This window comes from Pseudomonas sp. N-1-13, assembly GCF_057787095.1.
Genome location: NZ_JBYNRI010000001.1, coordinates 4862347 through 4878078, shown reverse-complemented (window position 1 = coordinate 4878078; position 15732 = coordinate 4862347). Strand labels below are relative to the sequence as shown.

Sequence of the window (15732 nt, the reverse complement as noted above, 5' to 3'; positions counted from 1 at the left end):
GTATAGTATGTGTCAGGTGTATCTCTTCTCTAACATGAATTTAGGCGCTTTCCAGTTTGGACCTTTGATGCATAGCCCTTTATCACCGCTTATCAATACTCCTGCTTCGAAAAGTTTTATGTAAGCTTTTTCAAGTTCTCCATGCTGTACAAGCTCACGATTGTGGCGTCTGATCAGCATGTCTAAATGTGGGTGTGCTCTCAGTAACGCAAATACCGTGACGATCTCTTCCAATGGCTCGTTCTTGACTATTTGCTCAACAGTGTTCATTGCGACATCTCCTTCAGAAGCTGCTGGTAATCTCTTTCGTCCTGTAGGTTTGCTTTTGCTAAGGCATCCGACGTATAAAACAATGTCTCGCGATCTGAGATTTTATAATCTTCGAGCGTTGCGGTATGAGCATTATTCCAGTCAGGTGAGCCTTCTTTGGGTGAAAAGTTATCAGCCAGTCCCATAGCTCGAAATCTTTCGAGTTCCCTGATTTCGTGAGTGTAGTACCGTCGATCTGTATCGGTGACATCGACCTTGCCACTCACAATACTCTGAAGCCGTTCGACCATGACATCATTCGCATCAGACTGATTCAGTCGTGCGATATGCAGCTTCACGGCGTCTATCCCCTCCTGAGTAATCGTCGCTGTCCGCCAATCCAGCTCAAGAATAGGTCCACCTGCCTGCTCCGGATTAAAGTCGCGTCCACTGTGCTCACCCTTGGTAGTCGCGCCCTCATAAGGACTGTTGAAGACGGTATAGATCGGTGGAAGACCCGATTCAACGGGGAACACCGTGACAAACCCACCAAAACTGTAGAGATCAAACTCCGGGTGCGTATCGATTCGCCCGTCTACCGCCATCGGGGTAGGGCCTTTGTAGGCGGTCACGTTTGGCATGGCCGCCGGCAATACTGTGGACGCGCTACCCGGCTTCACTATGGGCGTCCAGATCATGCTGGTGGAAGTGGCGTCGGGGCTGTAGGACCTGTAAAAATTACCGTGGGAATCAGGCGTGGCGAACCGAACCGGTGCTTTGGAGCGCGCCGATGTACTGTTGCCACCTGTCACGACAAATTCCGTTCTGTTACCCACAGTTCTGGAGCCAATAACGACCGGCAGGTTGACCTCACCTTGCGCAGCTGCGATGGCGTGCAGATCGTCGGAATTACCCGGTGCAAGTTCGGACAGCGGGACGCTCAAGGCATAGAGGTCACCGTTGCCCAGTTCCGATGGATAAAGCAGGGCCGCAAATCCTGCCAAAGCCGGTGCGGCTACTGCGATGGCCGATTCGATAGCCATGGCTATCGCAGTTCGTAACGCAGCCTGGATTGCCGAGGTTGTTGCCGGATTTGTGATCAGACTACTGCCAGCGAGTGTGAACACTGGACCGGCTGCGACTGCCGCGCCCAGTACGGGGAATGCTCCGTCAGCCAGAGCGTGGCGCAACGCTTGTTCCTGAGTTTGGCGTCGGGTCTCCGCCTCGGCTGCCTTACGTGCATGAGCAGCGGCACTGCGTTTGGCTTCAGCCTGAGCAGCGGCTTTTTCAGCCGCTGCCAGACGTTGTGCCTCTGCCGCAAACCGTGCTCGTTCTTCGGCAACGCGTTTAGCCTCGGCATCAGCTGCCTTGCGTGCCTTCTCAACAGCCGCACGTTTGGCTTCGGTCTGGGCCTTTGCCTGCGCTGCGGCTTTTGCTGCGGCTGCTGCTTTTGCCGCGGTGCTGGCAATGGTTTTGTTATGCGTGGCTAAGCGAGCGTCCAGTAGCTCTATCTGCGCAGCCAGGAACTTCGCTTGGAAGGCCGCGGCGTAAGAAATATTCCATTTGGCTATTGCGTTGTAATAACGCCTTTGCCCTCCGAGACGACCAAGAAGCTCAAAACCCTTATAGGAAGGATCTCGAGTTTTATGGGTTAGTGGGTCATGGCCATAATAAAGGTTGGCCGTTTCTATTTGTTGCTGAAAGTCTGTCCTTGCTCTGAAAATCTGTAGCTTCAGTGTCCGTAAGTCAATTTCGAGAGCATCGGTTTCACGGGGGACCACAGCACGAACGGCCGCTCGTGTTTTTGCGAGTTCGGCATCGGTTATGCGTTTGATATTTTTTATGTTTTCTTTGAATAGTGTCTCGGTGAAGTCATTGCTTTCAATCAGCCATTCAATGGCATAGTCAACTGCGTCGTATGCACGATCGGAGTGGTCGGGGCCTGACACGCCTCTAGCACTGAATCCGTATCCAGGAGACGACGAAGGCTTACGAGGTATACCTCTATTTACAAGTATGTTTTTTTCTTGTTGCATATCGATTTCCTTTTCGATACGTGCATTTCAAATGTCCCTGCCAGTACTCACTGTATGCAGCCGTGCCTGTTCATTTATTCGTCACCATCAAGGCGGCGAAAAAGACTATAAGTTCGATTGCATTGGCTGGGCAGGTGAGAGATTCCGACCATGTTGTAGGAATCGAGAAGTTTCACGCAGGAAATCAACCCACATAAAAAAGGCCGCTGCAAAAAGCAGCGGCCTGAAAATGACGTTGCAAAGGAGCAAAAAACCAACGTCAGTGAACACGGGAGGTGATGGACCGATGCGCCAATCCATCCGAATGACGGTGCGCCGGTCGCGAGGGACGCGATGGCGGCTTGTGCCTGCAGGCCCGTTGCCCTGAAAGCCCGGCCAGCATAGGGATTGGCCATCGTCGGAAACAGCCCGGATCCGGACATGCACCGTTGCAGGGCGCGCAACAGTTAACAGGCCCGATGAATATGCGCGGCGCTGATGACCCATCATCCAGTGCGTCCATGCGCGGCGCAAAGCCCCGTATTCCATGACCTGTAATCCTTTCGGGGTACAGCGCGAATACCTCCTTGGTGCGCTTATCGCCCATGTCGTGCGGCAGTAGGGTGAAGGCTCTGTCACTCACCGGGGAAGACGCATGACAACAATAACAATGCGCGCCATCTTCAAACCGCAGGCGCTGGCCGTCGCGGTGGCCTTGGGTTGCTCTGCCCAGGCGCAGGCCGTTTCATTCAATATTGGCGAGATCGAGGGGCAGTTCGACTCCTCGTTGTCCGTGGGCGCGAGCTGGGGCATGCGCGACGCCGACCGGGACTTGGTTGGCAGCGTCAACGGCGGTACGGGGCAGTCGTCCACCGGTGACGATGGGCGGCTGAACTTCAAGAAGGGCGATACCTTTTCCAAGATATTCAAAGGCCTGCACGATCTCGAACTCAAGTACGGTGATACTGGCGTGTTCGTGCGCGGCAAGTATTGGTATGACTTCGAACTCAAGGACGAAAACCGGCCGTTCAAGGACATCAGCGACAGCAACCGCAAGGAAGGCTCCAAGTCGTCAGGGGCGCAGCTTCTCGATGCGTTTGTCTATCACAATTACTCCATCGCCGACTTGCCGGGTACGGTGCGTGCGGGCAAGCAGGTGGTCAGTTGGGGTGAAAGTACCTTCATCGGCAACTCCATCAACAGCATCAACCCGGTGGACGTCTCCGCGTTCCGCCGTCCGGGTGCCGAGATCAAGGAAGGCCTGATCCCGGTGAACATGCTGTTCGCCTCCCAGGGCTTGACCGACAAGCTCACCATCGAAGGTTTCTACCAACTGGAATGGGACCAGACGGTCGTCGATAACTGCGGCACTTTCTTTGGCAACGACGTGGTGGCCGATGGCTGCACCAGCGGTTACACCGTGGGCAGCCCGGCGATTGCGCCATTCGTACCATTGACTCAGGCCTTTGGCCAAGGCATCCAGGTGAATGACGAAGGCGTTGTCATTGCTCGCAGCGGTGACCGTGACGCCCGTGATTCCGGCCAGTGGGGCACGGCGTTGCGCTGGCTCGGTGACGACACCGAGTACGGCCTGTACTTCATGAACTACCACAGCCGCACGCCAACCGTGGGCACCACCACCGCCGGCCTGTCTACATTGTCGGCATTGCCGGGAATGGTCGCGATTGCAGAAGGGCTTGCCCCTGGCAGCGGTTCGGGGCTGGCGCAAAGCGTGATGCTGGGGCGCGGTCAGTATTACCTTGAATACCCCGAGGACATCCGTCTGTACGGTGCCAGCTTCGCCACCACGCTGCCTACCGGCACCGCGTGGACCGGGGAAATCAGCTACCGCCCCAACGCACCTGTGCAGCTCAACACCAACGATCTGACCCTGGCCTTGCTCAACCCGATCGCAGGCGGTGCAGCTTCGCCCATCGCGACCTCGCCCGGGGCCGATAACACCGGTTATCGTCGTAAGGAATTGACCCAGATCCAGAGCACCCTGACACACTTCTTCGACCAGGTGCTGGGCGCTGATCGCCTGACCGTGGTGGGCGAGGCGGCGGTGGTGCACGTCGGTGGCCTGGAATCCAAGGACAAGCTGCGTTATGGCCGTGACTCGGTCTACGGCCAGTACGGGTTTGGCGGTGACACCGACGGCTTCGTCACCTCGACCTCGTGGGGCTATCGCGCCCGGGCAATTCTTGACTACTCCAACGTCGTTGCCGGTATCAACTTCAAGCCCAACGTCTCCTGGTCCCATGACGTAGCCGGCTACGGCCCCAACGGCTTGTTCAACGAAGGCGCCAAGGCCATCAGCCTGGGTGTCGATGCCGACTACCGCAACACCTATACCGCCAGCCTGAGTTACACCGACTTTTTCGGCGGCGACTACAACGTCCTCGAAGACCGCGACTTCCTCGCGTTGAGCTTTGGCGTGAACTTCTGATCTGGCTGACAAGGAAAAACCAATGCGCAAGATGATTCTGCAATGCGGCGCCCTGGCCCTGAGCCTGCTGGCCGCGAACGTGATGGCGGCAGTTTCGCCGGATGAAGCAAACAAATTGGGCAGCAGCCTTACGCCGCTGGGCGCGGAAAAGGCAGGCAATGCCGATGGCTCGATTCCGGCCTGGACCGGTGGCATCGCCAAAAACGCCGGGGCGGTGGACAGCAAAGGCTTTCTGGCCGATCCCTTTGCCGGGGAAAAACCGCTGTTCACCATCACCGCCGAGACCGTGGACAAGTACAAGGACAAGCTTTCCGAAGGCCAGATAGCGATGTTCAAGCGCTATCCGCAAACCTACAAGATTCCGGTCTATCCGACCCATCGTAGTGTCTCGCTACCGCCCGAGATCTACGAGTCGGCCAAGCGCAGCGCCCTCAACGTCACCACCATCAATGACGGCAACGGCCTGGCCAATTTCACCGGTAACCGTTACTACGCATTCCCGATCCCCAAGAACGGCGTGGAAGTGCTGTGGAACCACGTCACCCGCTATCACGGCGGCAACGTGCGGCGCATCATCACCCAGGCCACCCCACAAACCAACGGCAGCTTCACCCCGATCCGCTTTGAAGAAGAGATCGCCGTGCCGTTTCTGATCAAAGACGCCGATCCGGAAAAGGCCAGCAATGTGCTGACCTATTTCAAACAGTCGGTCACCGCGCCGGCACGTCTGGCCGGTAACGTGCTGCTGGTGCATGAAACGCTTGACCAGGTGAAGGAGCCGCGCCTGGCCTGGATCTACAACGCCGGCCAGCGCCGTGTGCGTCGCGCCCCGCAAGTGGCCTACGACGGCCCGGGCACCGCCGCTGACGGGTTGCGTACCTCCGATAACTTCGACCTGTTCTCCGGCGCGCCGGACCGCTACGACTGGAAGTTGGTGGGGAAGAAGGAAATGTACATCCCCTACAACAGCTACAAACTGGATTCCCCCAGCCTCAAGTATGACGACGTGATCAAGGCCGGCCACATCAATCAGGATCTGACCCGCTATGAACTGCATCGGGTCTGGGAAGTGGTCGGTACGGTCAAGCCAAACGAACGTCACATCTACGCCAAGCGCCACATGTATTTCGATGAAGACAGCTGGCAGGCGGCACTGGTGGATCACTACGACGGTCGCGGTCAACTGTGGCGGGTGGCCGAAGGTCATGCCCAGTTCTACTACGCCAACCAGAATCCGGGCTACACCCTTGAGGCGCTCTACGACATCATCGCCGGCCGCTACATCGCGCTGGGGATGAAGAACGAAGAGAAGCGCAGCTACGAGTACGGTTTCGAAGCCAGGGCTGCGGACTTCACGCCAGCGGCGCTGCGCTCGACGGGGGTTCGTTAAGACCCGGCGGTTTGAAGCTGACTGTGGCTGACGTTAGATAATCGTGAGGACCGGCAATCGATTTGCCGGTCTTTTTTTATGGGCGCCAATCAGCGCGCTGAATACTTCTCCAAAGGTGAGCGCCACAGGACTAGGGTGATGAAACAATAATAAACTGGACTTCGCACATGACCGCCATGACCCCGTGTCCGGACCGTCCTGGATTGCTGCCCCGCCTGTCTTCGACCCATGTGCCGCGCAGGTCCTTGAGCGAGCCCTTGCTGGCCTCCGAGGCGCGGGTAAAACTGCTTTGCGCACCGGCGGGCAGTGGCAAGAGTGCGTTGTTCGCTGAGTGTTTCCTGCAGGCCCCCGCCGCTTGCCGGTTGCATTGGTTGCCGCTTGGGGGCGCAACGTTGGACGCGGCGCAAATGTGCGAGCGTCTGGCGCAGACCCTCGGGCTGCCGTTGCTGGATGAAGTGGGGCTGCTGGCTCACCTGGCGGGTTTGCAAGCGCCGACCTGGCTGTTCCTGGATGATTACTGTCGGGTACCCAACCCCGAGCTGGATCAGTTTCTCGATCGTCTGTTGAGCATCAGCAGTCCGGCGCTTCACCTTTGGTTGAATGGTCGCCGTCGTCCTCACTGTAACTGGCCGCGCCTGCTACTTGATGACGAACTGCATGAGTTCGATGCCCAGGCGCTGGTCTTCACCCATGACGATGTCCAGCAGTTGCTCAAACATTTGCCCGGTCCCCAGGGCGCTCGCACCGCGCGCGAGGTGATACAGCGCAGTGGTGGTTGGTGCGCCGGGGTGCGCATCGCCCTGCTTGAACGTTGTGAATGGGCGCGCAGCCACGCGTCGCCGGGGCGACCCGGGACCCTGCATGACTACCTTGAATATGAGCTGTTCAGTACGCTGACCCCGGACCTGGCACAGGCCTGGCGAGTGCTGGCGCATCTGCCGCGCTTCAATGCCCGGCTCTGCGAGCATCTGTTTGGTGACACGGTAGGCGCCGAATGCCTGCCCTTGTTGTTGGACCTGGGCTGTTTTATCGAACCGTGGGAGCAGTCTTCGGACTGGTTGCAGATTTTCCCGGCGCTGGCCCGACTGGTGCGTGACGAGCCCTGGCCGCAGGGACGCTCCTGGCATCGCCGGGCTTGCCAGTGGTTTGCCGCCGAGCAGGATTGGCAAATGGCATTCGAGCAGGCCATGCAAGCGCAAGAGTTCGAGGCTGCCGTCAGTTTCCTGCAGCATCTGAATTTTGAACACGTACTGCAGCGCAGCAACGTGACGCTGTTGCTGAAGCTGCATGATCAACAAGGTGAAGCGCTGACACTCGGTACACCGCAATCGGTGGGGTTGGTCACGGCTGCGTTGCTGTTCGCCGGACGCTTCGATCAGGCATCGGTGTGCATCGACCAACTGGCCAGGTTCATGCCGCAACCTTCGGCCTGCCTGCAGCGGCAACTGCTGGCCCGGTGGCAGGTTCTGCTGGGCTGGCTGCTGCACCTTTCGGGGGATGGCGAGCAGTCCCGCGAGCACTTGCTCCAGGCCCAGGCGAGCCTCGACCCAGAGGCCTGGGCCTTGCACCTGTTGTGCCAGTTGGGGCTGACACAGCAGGCACTGCTCAAGGGGGAACTGGCCACTGCGCAATGGATCAATCGCCAAGCCCTGTGCCTGGCGCGCGCCCAAGGCTCACTGGTCTTCGAGGGCTTGCTGGAACTGGATCACGCCCAGGTCCTGGAGCAACGCGGTGCTCCTCACCGGGCCGACCATCTGTTGAGCGCAGTTCAGGGGTTGCTCGATAAGCCTGGCCAGGACTTTTCTGCCTTGCTGGGACGTATTGCCCTGCGCCGTGGCCGTCTGGCTTTGCGCATGGGGTTGGCCGAGCAGGCTGCCGAGCAGTTCCAGGCGGGCCTGGAAACGGGCCTGCATTGCCAGGACAAACAAGTGCTTTATGGTTTTCTCGGCAAGGCCACCCTGGCGGCCAATGGTGGCGACTATGGCGAGGCTTTCCTGCAACTGCGCGATGCCGAGCGGATCATGCAACAGCGGCACATCCCCGACACGGTGTACCGTGGCGTGCTGTTGCAAACCAGTTGCCAGTTCTGGCTGCAACAGGGACGCCCGGAACTGGCTCACGAGGCCCTGACCCGGGTCTTGCGTCACTTTCACGGGCCGCAGGCCAAGCATGCCCCACCTGCGACCCTGGAGTTGATTCCGCGACTTGAGTACCTGTTGGTACTGACCGAGGTTTATCTGCATCGGGCGCAAGACCCGCAAGCGCAACTCAAGGCAATGATCGACCGGGCACAGCACTGTGAAATGCATGGCCTGGAGACCGAACTGTATCTGGCGCTGGCTGAAGTCGTCTGGCTGTCCGCTGATCGTTCCCTGGCACGATCGCTCGTGCAAGAGGGCCTCAAGCGAGTTGCCTGTTGGCGCGCCCAGCAAGCCTTGTGCGAGTTACGCGCACGTCAGCCCGATCTGTTGGGCTGGGCGCAATCGGCTGAGCACATCGAGCAGCCGGCGGTGGCGGTCGAAGACACGTTGTTGAGTCATCGGGAGTTGGAAGTGCTGGAGCTCATTGCGCAGGGCTATTCAAATCAGCAGATTGCCGAACGTTTGTTCATATCCTTGCACACGGTAAAAACCCATTCGCGGCGGATACACAGCAAGTTAGGCGTTCAGCGGCGCACGCAGGCGGTCGCCAAGGCCAAAGTCATGGGCGTGATGAGATAAAGAATTCCCAAGGGCAAGACGATTACCTGCCGCCGCTACGTATCACCGCTCACATCAATGGTGTGATCAGGATTGGCCCGTTGGCTGATCCGATCCTGCGCCTGCCTCATATCCCATCCGCCAGCTCACGGCCCGGGTCGCCGCCAGCAGTCGTTGTGCCGCCGGGCCGTTTTCGTCGGCATGGAACAGGGAAGTCGGGCCGACAATGGTCATCACCGCCGTCACTTGGCCGACAGCATTGAATACCGGGGCTGACAGGGCATCCACGCCGGGCATCAGCAAGCCATGCACATGGTGCAGGCCGCGACTGCGTATTTGCTGGCACAGGGTGGCATAGGCCTGGTCGTCGGCCAGGGCGTGGGCGGTGGAAGCGCTCACTTCCTGTTCGCGCAAGCCGATCGTTTCGCGCGTCGGCAGGTAGGCGCTGAACACCAGCCCCGTGGACGAGCTGAGCAGCGGCAATACCGATCCCAATTGCGTCACCACCGTCACTGCCCGTATGGCGGGTTCGATCCGAACGACCGTGGCGCCGTGATTACCCCACACCGCCAGGAAACAGGTTTCGTTCAAGTCATCGCGCAGTTCGGCCAAGGGCAGGGCGGCCACTTGCAACACGTCCATGCCGTTCAACGCCGCCAGGCCCACGCGCAAGGCTTCGCGCCCGAGGCCGTAGTGGTTGGTGGACGTGTTCTGTTCAGCGAAACCGCTGGCGATCAAGGCCTGCAGGTATCGATGAACCTTGCTCGCCGGCATTTGCACGTGTTCGGCCAGACGCGACAGCGACGTGGAGGGCGACAGTTCGGCCAGGGCCTTGAGGATGTCGGTGCCGACTTCGGCCGAGCGGACTTTCTGTTTACCGTTGCTGAGCGGGGTTTCCATGGAGGCGCTGAGTCCAGAGGCGAATGGGCGTCTTTATAGCTTGACGGTCGCTGTCGAGCAAATTACGTTATGCGTAATTGAATTACGATAAAAATAACCTGTGCGCCTGACGTTTCTTCGTGGAACGACGAGGTCGTACCCAGTCCTGTGTTCAGGAGGCTCCATGACCCTCGATTCCACAGTGTCGGACCTGGCCTATCAGTCAGGCTTTGGCAATGAATTTGCCAGCGAGGCGCTGCCCGGCGCCTTGCCCGTTGGCCAGAACTCCCCGCAAAAAGCCCCTTACGGTCTCTATGCCGAATTATTCTCCGGCACTGCCTTCACCATGGTTCGCAGCGAAGCGCGGCGGACCTGGATGTATCGCATCCGGCCGTCGGCCAATCATCCGGCCTTCGTCAAGCTTGAACATCAGATAGCGGGCGGTCCTCTGGGTGAGGTCACGCCCAATCGCCTGCGCTGGAACCCGTTGGATATTCCTGCCGAGCCAACCGATTTCATCGATGGACTGGTGCGCATGGCGGCCAATGCCGGCTCGGACAAACCGGCCGGTATCAGCGTCTACCATTACCGCGCCAACCGTTCCATGGAACGGGTGTTCTTCAACGCTGACGGGGAATGGCTGATCGTGCCGCAGCTGGGACGGCTGCGGATTGCCACCGAGCTGGGCGTGCTGGAACTGGCGCCGCTGGAAATTGCCGTGATCCCCCGGGGCCTGAAATTTCGCGTCGAGCTGCTTGATCCACAAGCCCGCGGCTATATCGCCGAAAACCATGGCGCGCCGTTGCGCCTGCCGGACCTTGGGCCGATCGGCAGCAACGGCCTGGCCAACCCGCGGGATTTCCTGGCGCCGGTCGCTCATTACGAAAACCTCGCCCGACCGACTGCGCTGGTGCAGAAATTCCTCGGTGAGATGTGGGGTTGCGAGCTGGATCATTCGCCCTTCGATGTGGTGGCCTGGCATGGCAACAACGTGCCTTACAAATATGACCTGCGCCGTTTCAACACCATCGGTACGGTCAGCTTCGACCACCCGGACCCGTCGATCTTCACCGTATTGACCTCACCCACCAGCGTCCACGGCCTGGCCAATCTCGATTTCGTGATCTTCCCGCCGCGCTGGATGGTGGCGGAAAACACCTTCCGTCCGCCGTGGTTCCATCGCAACCTGATGAATGAATTCATGGGCCTGATCCAGGGCGCCTACGATGCCAAGGCCGAAGGTTTCCTGCCCGGCGGCGCCTCCTTGCACAGTTGCATGAGTGCCCATGGCCCGGACGGCGAGACCTGCACCAAGGCGATCAACGCCGAGCTGACGCCTGCGAAAATCGACAACACCATGGCCTTCATGTTCGAAACCAGCCAGGTCCTGCGCCCGAGCCGTTTCGCCCTGGACTGCCCACAATTGCAAACTGACTACGACGCCTGCTGGGCCTCGCTGCCGGTCACTTTCGACCCGACCCGGAGATAACCCATGACTCAACTTTCCCCTGCCCGTAGCTGGGTCGCCTCCGCCAATGGCCATGCCGACTTCCCGCTGCAGAACCTGCCGCTGGGCATCTTCAGTATCGATGACGATGCTCCCCGTAGCGGCGTGGCGATTGGTGAGCAGATTTTCGATTTGCAGGCCGCGTTGCAGGCGGGCTTGTTTGACGGCGCGGCGCGCGAAGCCGTCGAAGCCATGAAGGACGGCCAGTTGAATGCATTCTTCGACCTCGGCCGCAGCGCTCGGGTGGCCCTGCGTGAACGCTTGCTGGAGCTGCTGCGCGAAGACAGCTCGCTGCGGGGCAAGATCGAAGCCCAGGGCGCGAAACTGCTGGTCCGCGCAGCCGACTGCCAGATGCATTTGCCGGCCAGGATCAATGACTACACCGACTTCTACGTCGGTATCGAACACGCGCAAAACGTCGGCAAGTTGTTCCGTCCCGACAATCCGCTGTTGCCCAACTACAAGTACGTCCCCATCGGTTATCACGGTCGCGCCTCGACCATTCGCCCGTCCGGTACCGACGTGCGTCGCCCCAAGGGTCAGACCCTGCCCGCCGGCCAGACCGAGCCGACCTTCGGCCCGTGCGCGCGACTGGACTATGAGCTGGAACTGGGCATCTGGATCGGCCAGGGCAACGCCTTGGGCGAACCCATCGCCATCGGTGATGCTGCCGAGCACATTGGCGGTTTCTGCCTGCTCAACGACTGGTCGGCCCGGGATATCCAGGCCTGGGAATACCAGCCGCTGGGGCCGTTTCTGTCAAAGAGTTTCCTGACCAGTATTTCGCCGTGGGTGGTGACCGCCGAAGCCCTTGAACCGTTCCGTCGCCCACAACCGGCGCGTCCGGCAGGCGATCCGCAGCCGTTGCCGTATCTGCTGGACAAGCGTGACCAGGCCGGTGGGGCCTTCGACATTGAACTGGAAGTCCTGCTGCTGACCGAAGCCATGCGCGAGCAGAACCTGCCGGCCCATCGCCTGACGTTGAGCAACACCCAGTACATGTACTGGACCGTGGCGCAGATGGTCGCCCACCACAGCGTCAATGGTTGCCAGTTGCAGGCCGGTGACCTGTTCGGTTCGGGCACCTTGTCGGGGCCTGAGAGCGGTCAGTTCGGCAGCCTGCTGGAGATTACCGAGGGCGGTAAAAAGCCAATCGAGCTGGCCTCTGGCGAAGTGCGCAAATTCCTTGAGGACGGTGACGAGATCATCCTGCGGGCCCGTTGCAGCGGCGAAGGTGTTGCGTCCATCGGCTTTGGCGAATGCCGGGGCAAGATCCTGCCGGCGCGGTGAGGGACAGGGCATGGAACTCTACACCTACTACCGCTCCACTTCGTCCTACCGGGTGCGCATTGCCCTGGCGCTCAAGGGCCTGGATTACCAGGCCCTGCCGGTCAACCTGATCGCTGCGCCTGGGGGCGAACATCGTCAGCCGGCCTATCTGGCGATCAACCCTCAGGGCCGGGTTCCGGCGCTGCGTACCGACGAAGGCGCGTTGCTGGTGCAGTCACCCGCCATCATCGAGTACCTGGAGGAGCGTTATCCACAGGTGCCGTTGCTCAGCGCCGACCTGACGGTTCGGGCTCATGAGCGAGGCGTCGCGGCATTGATCGGTTGCGATATTCATCCGCTGCACAACGTCAGCGTACTCAACCAGCTGCGGCAGTGGGGCCACGATGAAACGCAGGTGGCGCAGTGGATCGGGCATTGGATCAGCCAGGGACTGGCGGCGGTGGAACAGTTGATTGGGGATGACGGCTACTGCTTCGGTGCAGCACCCGGGGTCGCGGACGTGTATCTGATCCCGCAGGTATACGCGGCAGAACGGTTCAATGTCTCCCTGGAGGCGTATCCACGGATCCGTCGCGTTGCGGCGTTGGCGGCTGCGCATCCAGCGTTTCAACAGGCGCATCCGGCAAATCAGCCTGATACACCTTGAGCCCCCTGTGGGAGCGAACCTGTTCGCGATGGCGGTGGTTGAGCTTACAAACATGTTGTCTGACACACCGCTATCGCGAGCAGGCTCGCTCCCACCGAAGGAGAGGGGGCGAGCCGTTGGGTTACCACCTCGTCATCCGCGATCTACACCTGCTCAATGCACAATTGAATTGGGCGGCAGATGCCCCAGCCGTTCCGTCAGCCGGATTCGCTGGATCGGGTCTTCGCTGAGCATCAGCGCGTGCTCCAAGTCGAATCGTTCGGCGTTGGGACAGTCGAGCCGTTGGTACAGGCTGGCGCGGGCCAGGTAATCGGCGGCGCTGGCGTTGCCCAGTTCAAGCACCCGTTCGGCGTCGATCAGTGCAGCAATGTAGTCGTCGTTGGTCAGATGCAATTGGCGAAGATTGCGCGACAGGCGCTGGAGCATCTGCATGGGCTCGGCACTGACCAGGTGCTCGGCTTTGAGGGGCATGTTGGCGCCGTATTGGCGTTGCAGCAGTTCCCGACAGTCGTTGGGGTACAACCGGCGTCCGCCACACGGGTCGAGCAGATGATCGGCACCGGGGACCCGCAACAGGAAGTGACCGGGGAAATTGACACCGACCATCGGAATCTCCAGGCCACGAGCCAGCTCCAGGGCGATCAGGCCGAGGGCCAGGGGCTGTCCACGTTTACGCGTCAGCACCTTGTCGAGCAACGCGGCCCGTGGGCGCAGGGGCGTGAAATCGTCCTGGGCGAATCCAAGGTCATTGAGGCGGCGCAGCAAGGGTTGGCCCAGTTCGCTGACGGGCAGCATCGGCAGGTCATGGCTGACACGCTGTTGCAGATCCTTGAAATCGTTCAGCAACGCCGGTACGTCCACTTCGCGATCATGTTCGGCAGCAATCCACAACGCTGCTTCGAACAGCGCCGGTGGGGAGCGGTGCAGGCAATCAAAAAAGGCTTGGCGCGGTGTCATCACAGTCTCCGGGCTATGCCTCGTTTTTAGCTCTGCTGCGGGCTTTCGTCCAGTCTCGTCCGGGGAAGGAATCAGGTTATGCCCAAAAGACTGGCCGTCCGGTCGACTTATTCCGGCGCGCTCCAGCAAATTTTGAGCGCACGCCTATACTGGCGGAACAAACAAAAGTGATTCGGGAGCCTGTCGATGTTTGCTCTCATGCAAAGCTCCCGCCTTGAATCGCTGCACCTGAGCGTAGACCCGGCCACCGGGTTGAAGGCGGTGATTGCCATTCATTGCAGCCGTCCTGGGCCTGCTCTGGGTGGATGTCGTTATCTGTCCTACCCCGACGATGAAAGTGCCGTGGTCGACGCCGTGCGCCTGGCCCAAGGCATGAGCTACAAGGCCGCACTGGCCGGCTTGCCGGTGGGCGGCGGCGTGGCCGTGATCATGCGTCCGGCCCATGTCGAAAGTCGGGCTGCGTTGTTTGAGGCATTTGGGCGCTGCATCGAGCAATTGGATGGCCGCTATATCACCGCCATCGACAGCGGCACCTCGGTGGCGGACATGGACTGCATCGCCCAACAGACCCGTCATGTGACCAGCACCACGGCTTCGGGAGACCCAGCGCCTCACGCGGCGATGGGGGTATTCGCCGGCATCCGTGCCACGGCCATGGCCCGCCTGGGCAGCGATAACCTGGAAAGCCTGCGGGTAGCGATCCAGGGCCTGGGTAATGTCGGTTTCGCCCTGGCCGAACAGTTGCACGCCGCAGGCGCCGAACTGTTGGTCAGCGACATTGACCCTGGCAAGGTTCAACTGGCGATGGAGCAACTGGGCGCGCATCCGATCGCCAACGATGCACTGCTCAGTACCCCGTGCGACATCCTCGCCCCCTGTGGCCTGGGCGGGGTGCTCAATAGCCAGAGCGTGGCGCAACTACGCTGCTCGGCGGTTGCCGGGTCGGCCCATAACCAGTTGAGCAACCTGCAGGTGGCCGATCAATTGGAACGGCGCGGGATCCTCTATGCGCCGGATTATGTGATCAACTCCGGAGGCCTGATCTATGTCGCCTTGAAGCATCGCGGCGAAGAGCTGTCGACGATCACCGCGCATTTGTCGAAGATCGGCGCCCGGCTTACGGAAGTCTTTGCCCACGCCCAGGCAGAAAAACGCTCACCGGCCAGGGTGGCCGATGAATTGGCAGAGCGTTTGTTGTACCGATAAAAAAGATCGCAGCTTTCGGCAGCTCCTGGGTGGATTCCATGGAGCTGCCGAAGGCTGCGATCTTTTCAAGGCTTATTCAGCAGGGGCATTGAGCAGTTCGGACAAGGCGTCCGGTTGACTCTTGAACGCCTTGGCGAACACATCGCGATTTTTCGCCATGTAGATGCCGGCTTCCTCAACCTGTTTCTCGCTCAGCGAGGGAACGGCTTTTTGCAACACTTCTGCCAGCAATTCGGCGAGTTCCAGCATTTTGTCATGACGGTCAGCTTCGGCTTTATCCATGAACAAGCGCTCCAGATCTCGGCTGCTGCGGTATACCACTTCGACGGCCATTCACCACCTCACATGCCTTCACATTGGTTATCTTTGTGACTACTGTATTTATATACAGCCAAAAGGATAAGCGAATCCCTTCCCTTTGGATAGTGGCTTTTTAATGTAGACG

General features: G+C 59.8%; 12 protein-coding genes. 7 read left to right on the top strand and 5 right to left on the bottom strand.

The features are described 5' to 3' along the window. Window positions 1-12: 12 nt before the first annotated feature. Both AC3I65_RS21860 and AC3I65_RS21855 read right to left on the bottom strand, forming a co-directional pair. On the bottom strand, window positions 13-270 hold the full coding sequence (locus AC3I65_RS21860) for a hypothetical protein (protein ID WP_288912614.1): 258 nt from the start codon (window positions 268-270) through the stop codon (window positions 13-15). Then, window positions 267-2285, bottom strand: coding sequence for an S-type pyocin domain-containing protein (locus tag AC3I65_RS21855; protein ID WP_488524155.1), 2019 nt, complete (start codon window positions 2283-2285; stop codon window positions 267-269). The genes AC3I65_RS21860 and AC3I65_RS21855 overlap by 4 nt, the downstream gene beginning before the upstream one ends. A 634-nt stretch (window positions 2286-2919) precedes the next feature. Between AC3I65_RS21855 and AC3I65_RS21850 the strand changes: the two genes are divergently transcribed. The 3 genes from AC3I65_RS21850 (at window position 2920) to AC3I65_RS21840 (ending at window position 8823) form a co-directional block, all read left to right on the top strand. Then, complete coding sequence (locus tag AC3I65_RS21850; protein WP_107321887.1) at window positions 2920-4713, top strand: DUF1302 domain-containing protein; 1794 nt, start codon at window positions 2920-2922, stop codon at window positions 4711-4713. Window positions 4714-4735: 22 nt separating this feature from the next. Then, the gene (locus AC3I65_RS21845) at window positions 4736-6103 is read left to right on the top strand and encodes a DUF1329 domain-containing protein (protein ID WP_139049161.1); all 1368 of its coding nucleotides are present in this window, start codon (window positions 4736-4738) and stop codon (window positions 6101-6103) included. A gap of 167 nt (window positions 6104-6270) precedes the next feature. Next, window positions 6271-8823: a helix-turn-helix transcriptional regulator gene (locus AC3I65_RS21840; protein ID WP_488524154.1), complete on the top strand. Its 2553-nt coding sequence runs from the start codon at window positions 6271-6273 to the stop codon at window positions 8821-8823. Window positions 8824-8889: 66 nt separating this feature from the next. On the opposite strand, the gene AC3I65_RS21835 is transcribed toward AC3I65_RS21840, so the two are convergent. Further along, complete coding sequence (locus AC3I65_RS21835) at window positions 8890-9702, bottom strand: IclR family transcriptional regulator (protein ID WP_047228622.1); 813 nt, start codon at window positions 9700-9702, stop codon at window positions 8890-8892. A gap of 163 nt (window positions 9703-9865) precedes the next feature. Here AC3I65_RS21835 and hmgA point away from each other — a divergent pair, with 163 nt between their 5' ends. Genes hmgA through maiA form a run of 3 tightly spaced genes read left to right on the top strand, consistent with a single transcriptional unit; the run spans window position 9866 to window position 13124 of the window. Beyond that, the gene (hmgA, locus tag AC3I65_RS21830; RefSeq protein WP_188250957.1) at window positions 9866-11170 is read left to right on the top strand and encodes a homogentisate 1,2-dioxygenase; all 1305 of its coding nucleotides are present in this window, start codon (window positions 9866-9868) and stop codon (window positions 11168-11170) included. Window positions 11171-11173: 3 nt separating this feature from the next. Next, a complete protein-coding gene (gene fahA / locus AC3I65_RS21825) occupies window positions 11174-12478 on the top strand; it encodes a fumarylacetoacetase (protein ID WP_488524153.1) in 1305 nt (434 codons plus the stop codon). Between the two features lie 10 nt (window positions 12479-12488). Next, window positions 12489-13124 (top strand): maleylacetoacetate isomerase, encoded by a 636-nt coding sequence (gene maiA / locus AC3I65_RS21820; RefSeq protein ID WP_047228619.1) that lies wholly within the window; start codon window positions 12489-12491, stop codon window positions 13122-13124. 153 nt (window positions 13125-13277) lie between these two features. On the opposite strand, the gene AC3I65_RS21815 is transcribed toward maiA, so the two are convergent. Further along, window positions 13278-14081, bottom strand: a complete 804-nt coding sequence (locus AC3I65_RS21815) for a SirB1 family protein (RefSeq protein WP_076383584.1) — start codon at window positions 14079-14081, stop codon at window positions 13278-13280. A 186-nt stretch (window positions 14082-14267) separates the two neighbouring features. Between AC3I65_RS21815 and AC3I65_RS21810 the strand changes: the two genes are divergently transcribed. Next, the gene (locus AC3I65_RS21810) at window positions 14268-15287 is read left to right on the top strand and encodes a Glu/Leu/Phe/Val dehydrogenase family protein (RefSeq protein ID WP_047228617.1); all 1020 of its coding nucleotides are present in this window, start codon (window positions 14268-14270) and stop codon (window positions 15285-15287) included. A 72-nt stretch (window positions 15288-15359) separates the two neighbouring features. Here the strand turns inward: AC3I65_RS21810 and AC3I65_RS21805 are convergent, their stop codons facing one another. Further along, window positions 15360-15620: a YebG family protein gene (locus AC3I65_RS21805; protein ID WP_047228616.1), complete on the bottom strand. Its 261-nt coding sequence runs from the start codon at window positions 15618-15620 to the stop codon at window positions 15360-15362. Window positions 15621-15732 lie beyond the last annotated feature (112 nt).

What these genes read in the sequence shown, in the direction of transcription:
- AC3I65_RS21855 (WP_488524155.1), bottom strand. Translation starts at nt 2,285, where the DNA reads ATGCAACAAGAAAAAAACATACTTGTAAATAGAGGTATACCTCGTAAG.
- AC3I65_RS21840 (WP_488524154.1), top strand. Translation starts at nt 6,271, where the DNA reads ATGACCGCCATGACCCCGTGTCCGGACCGTCCTGGATTGCTGCCCCGC.
- AC3I65_RS21805 (WP_047228616.1), bottom strand. Translation starts at nt 15,620, where the DNA reads ATGGCCGTCGAAGTGGTATACCGCAGCAGCCGAGATCTGGAGCGCTTG.
- AC3I65_RS21860 (WP_288912614.1), bottom strand. Translation starts at nt 270, where the DNA reads ATGAACACTGTTGAGCAAATAGTCAAGAACGAGCCATTGGAAGAGATC.
- AC3I65_RS21845 (WP_139049161.1), top strand. Translation starts at nt 4,736, where the DNA reads ATGCGCAAGATGATTCTGCAATGCGGCGCCCTGGCCCTGAGCCTGCTG.
- maiA (WP_047228619.1), top strand. Translation starts at nt 12,489, where the DNA reads ATGGAACTCTACACCTACTACCGCTCCACTTCGTCCTACCGGGTGCGC.
- fahA (WP_488524153.1), top strand. Translation starts at nt 11,174, where the DNA reads ATGACTCAACTTTCCCCTGCCCGTAGCTGGGTCGCCTCCGCCAATGGC.
- hmgA (WP_188250957.1), top strand. Translation starts at nt 9,866, where the DNA reads ATGACCCTCGATTCCACAGTGTCGGACCTGGCCTATCAGTCAGGCTTT.
- AC3I65_RS21815 (WP_076383584.1), bottom strand. Translation starts at nt 14,081, where the DNA reads ATGACACCGCGCCAAGCCTTTTTTGATTGCCTGCACCGCTCCCCACCG.
- AC3I65_RS21810 (WP_047228617.1), top strand. Translation starts at nt 14,268, where the DNA reads ATGTTTGCTCTCATGCAAAGCTCCCGCCTTGAATCGCTGCACCTGAGC.
- AC3I65_RS21850 (WP_107321887.1), top strand. Translation starts at nt 2,920, where the DNA reads ATGACAACAATAACAATGCGCGCCATCTTCAAACCGCAGGCGCTGGCC.
- AC3I65_RS21835 (WP_047228622.1), bottom strand. Translation starts at nt 9,702, where the DNA reads ATGGAAACCCCGCTCAGCAACGGTAAACAGAAAGTCCGCTCGGCCGAA.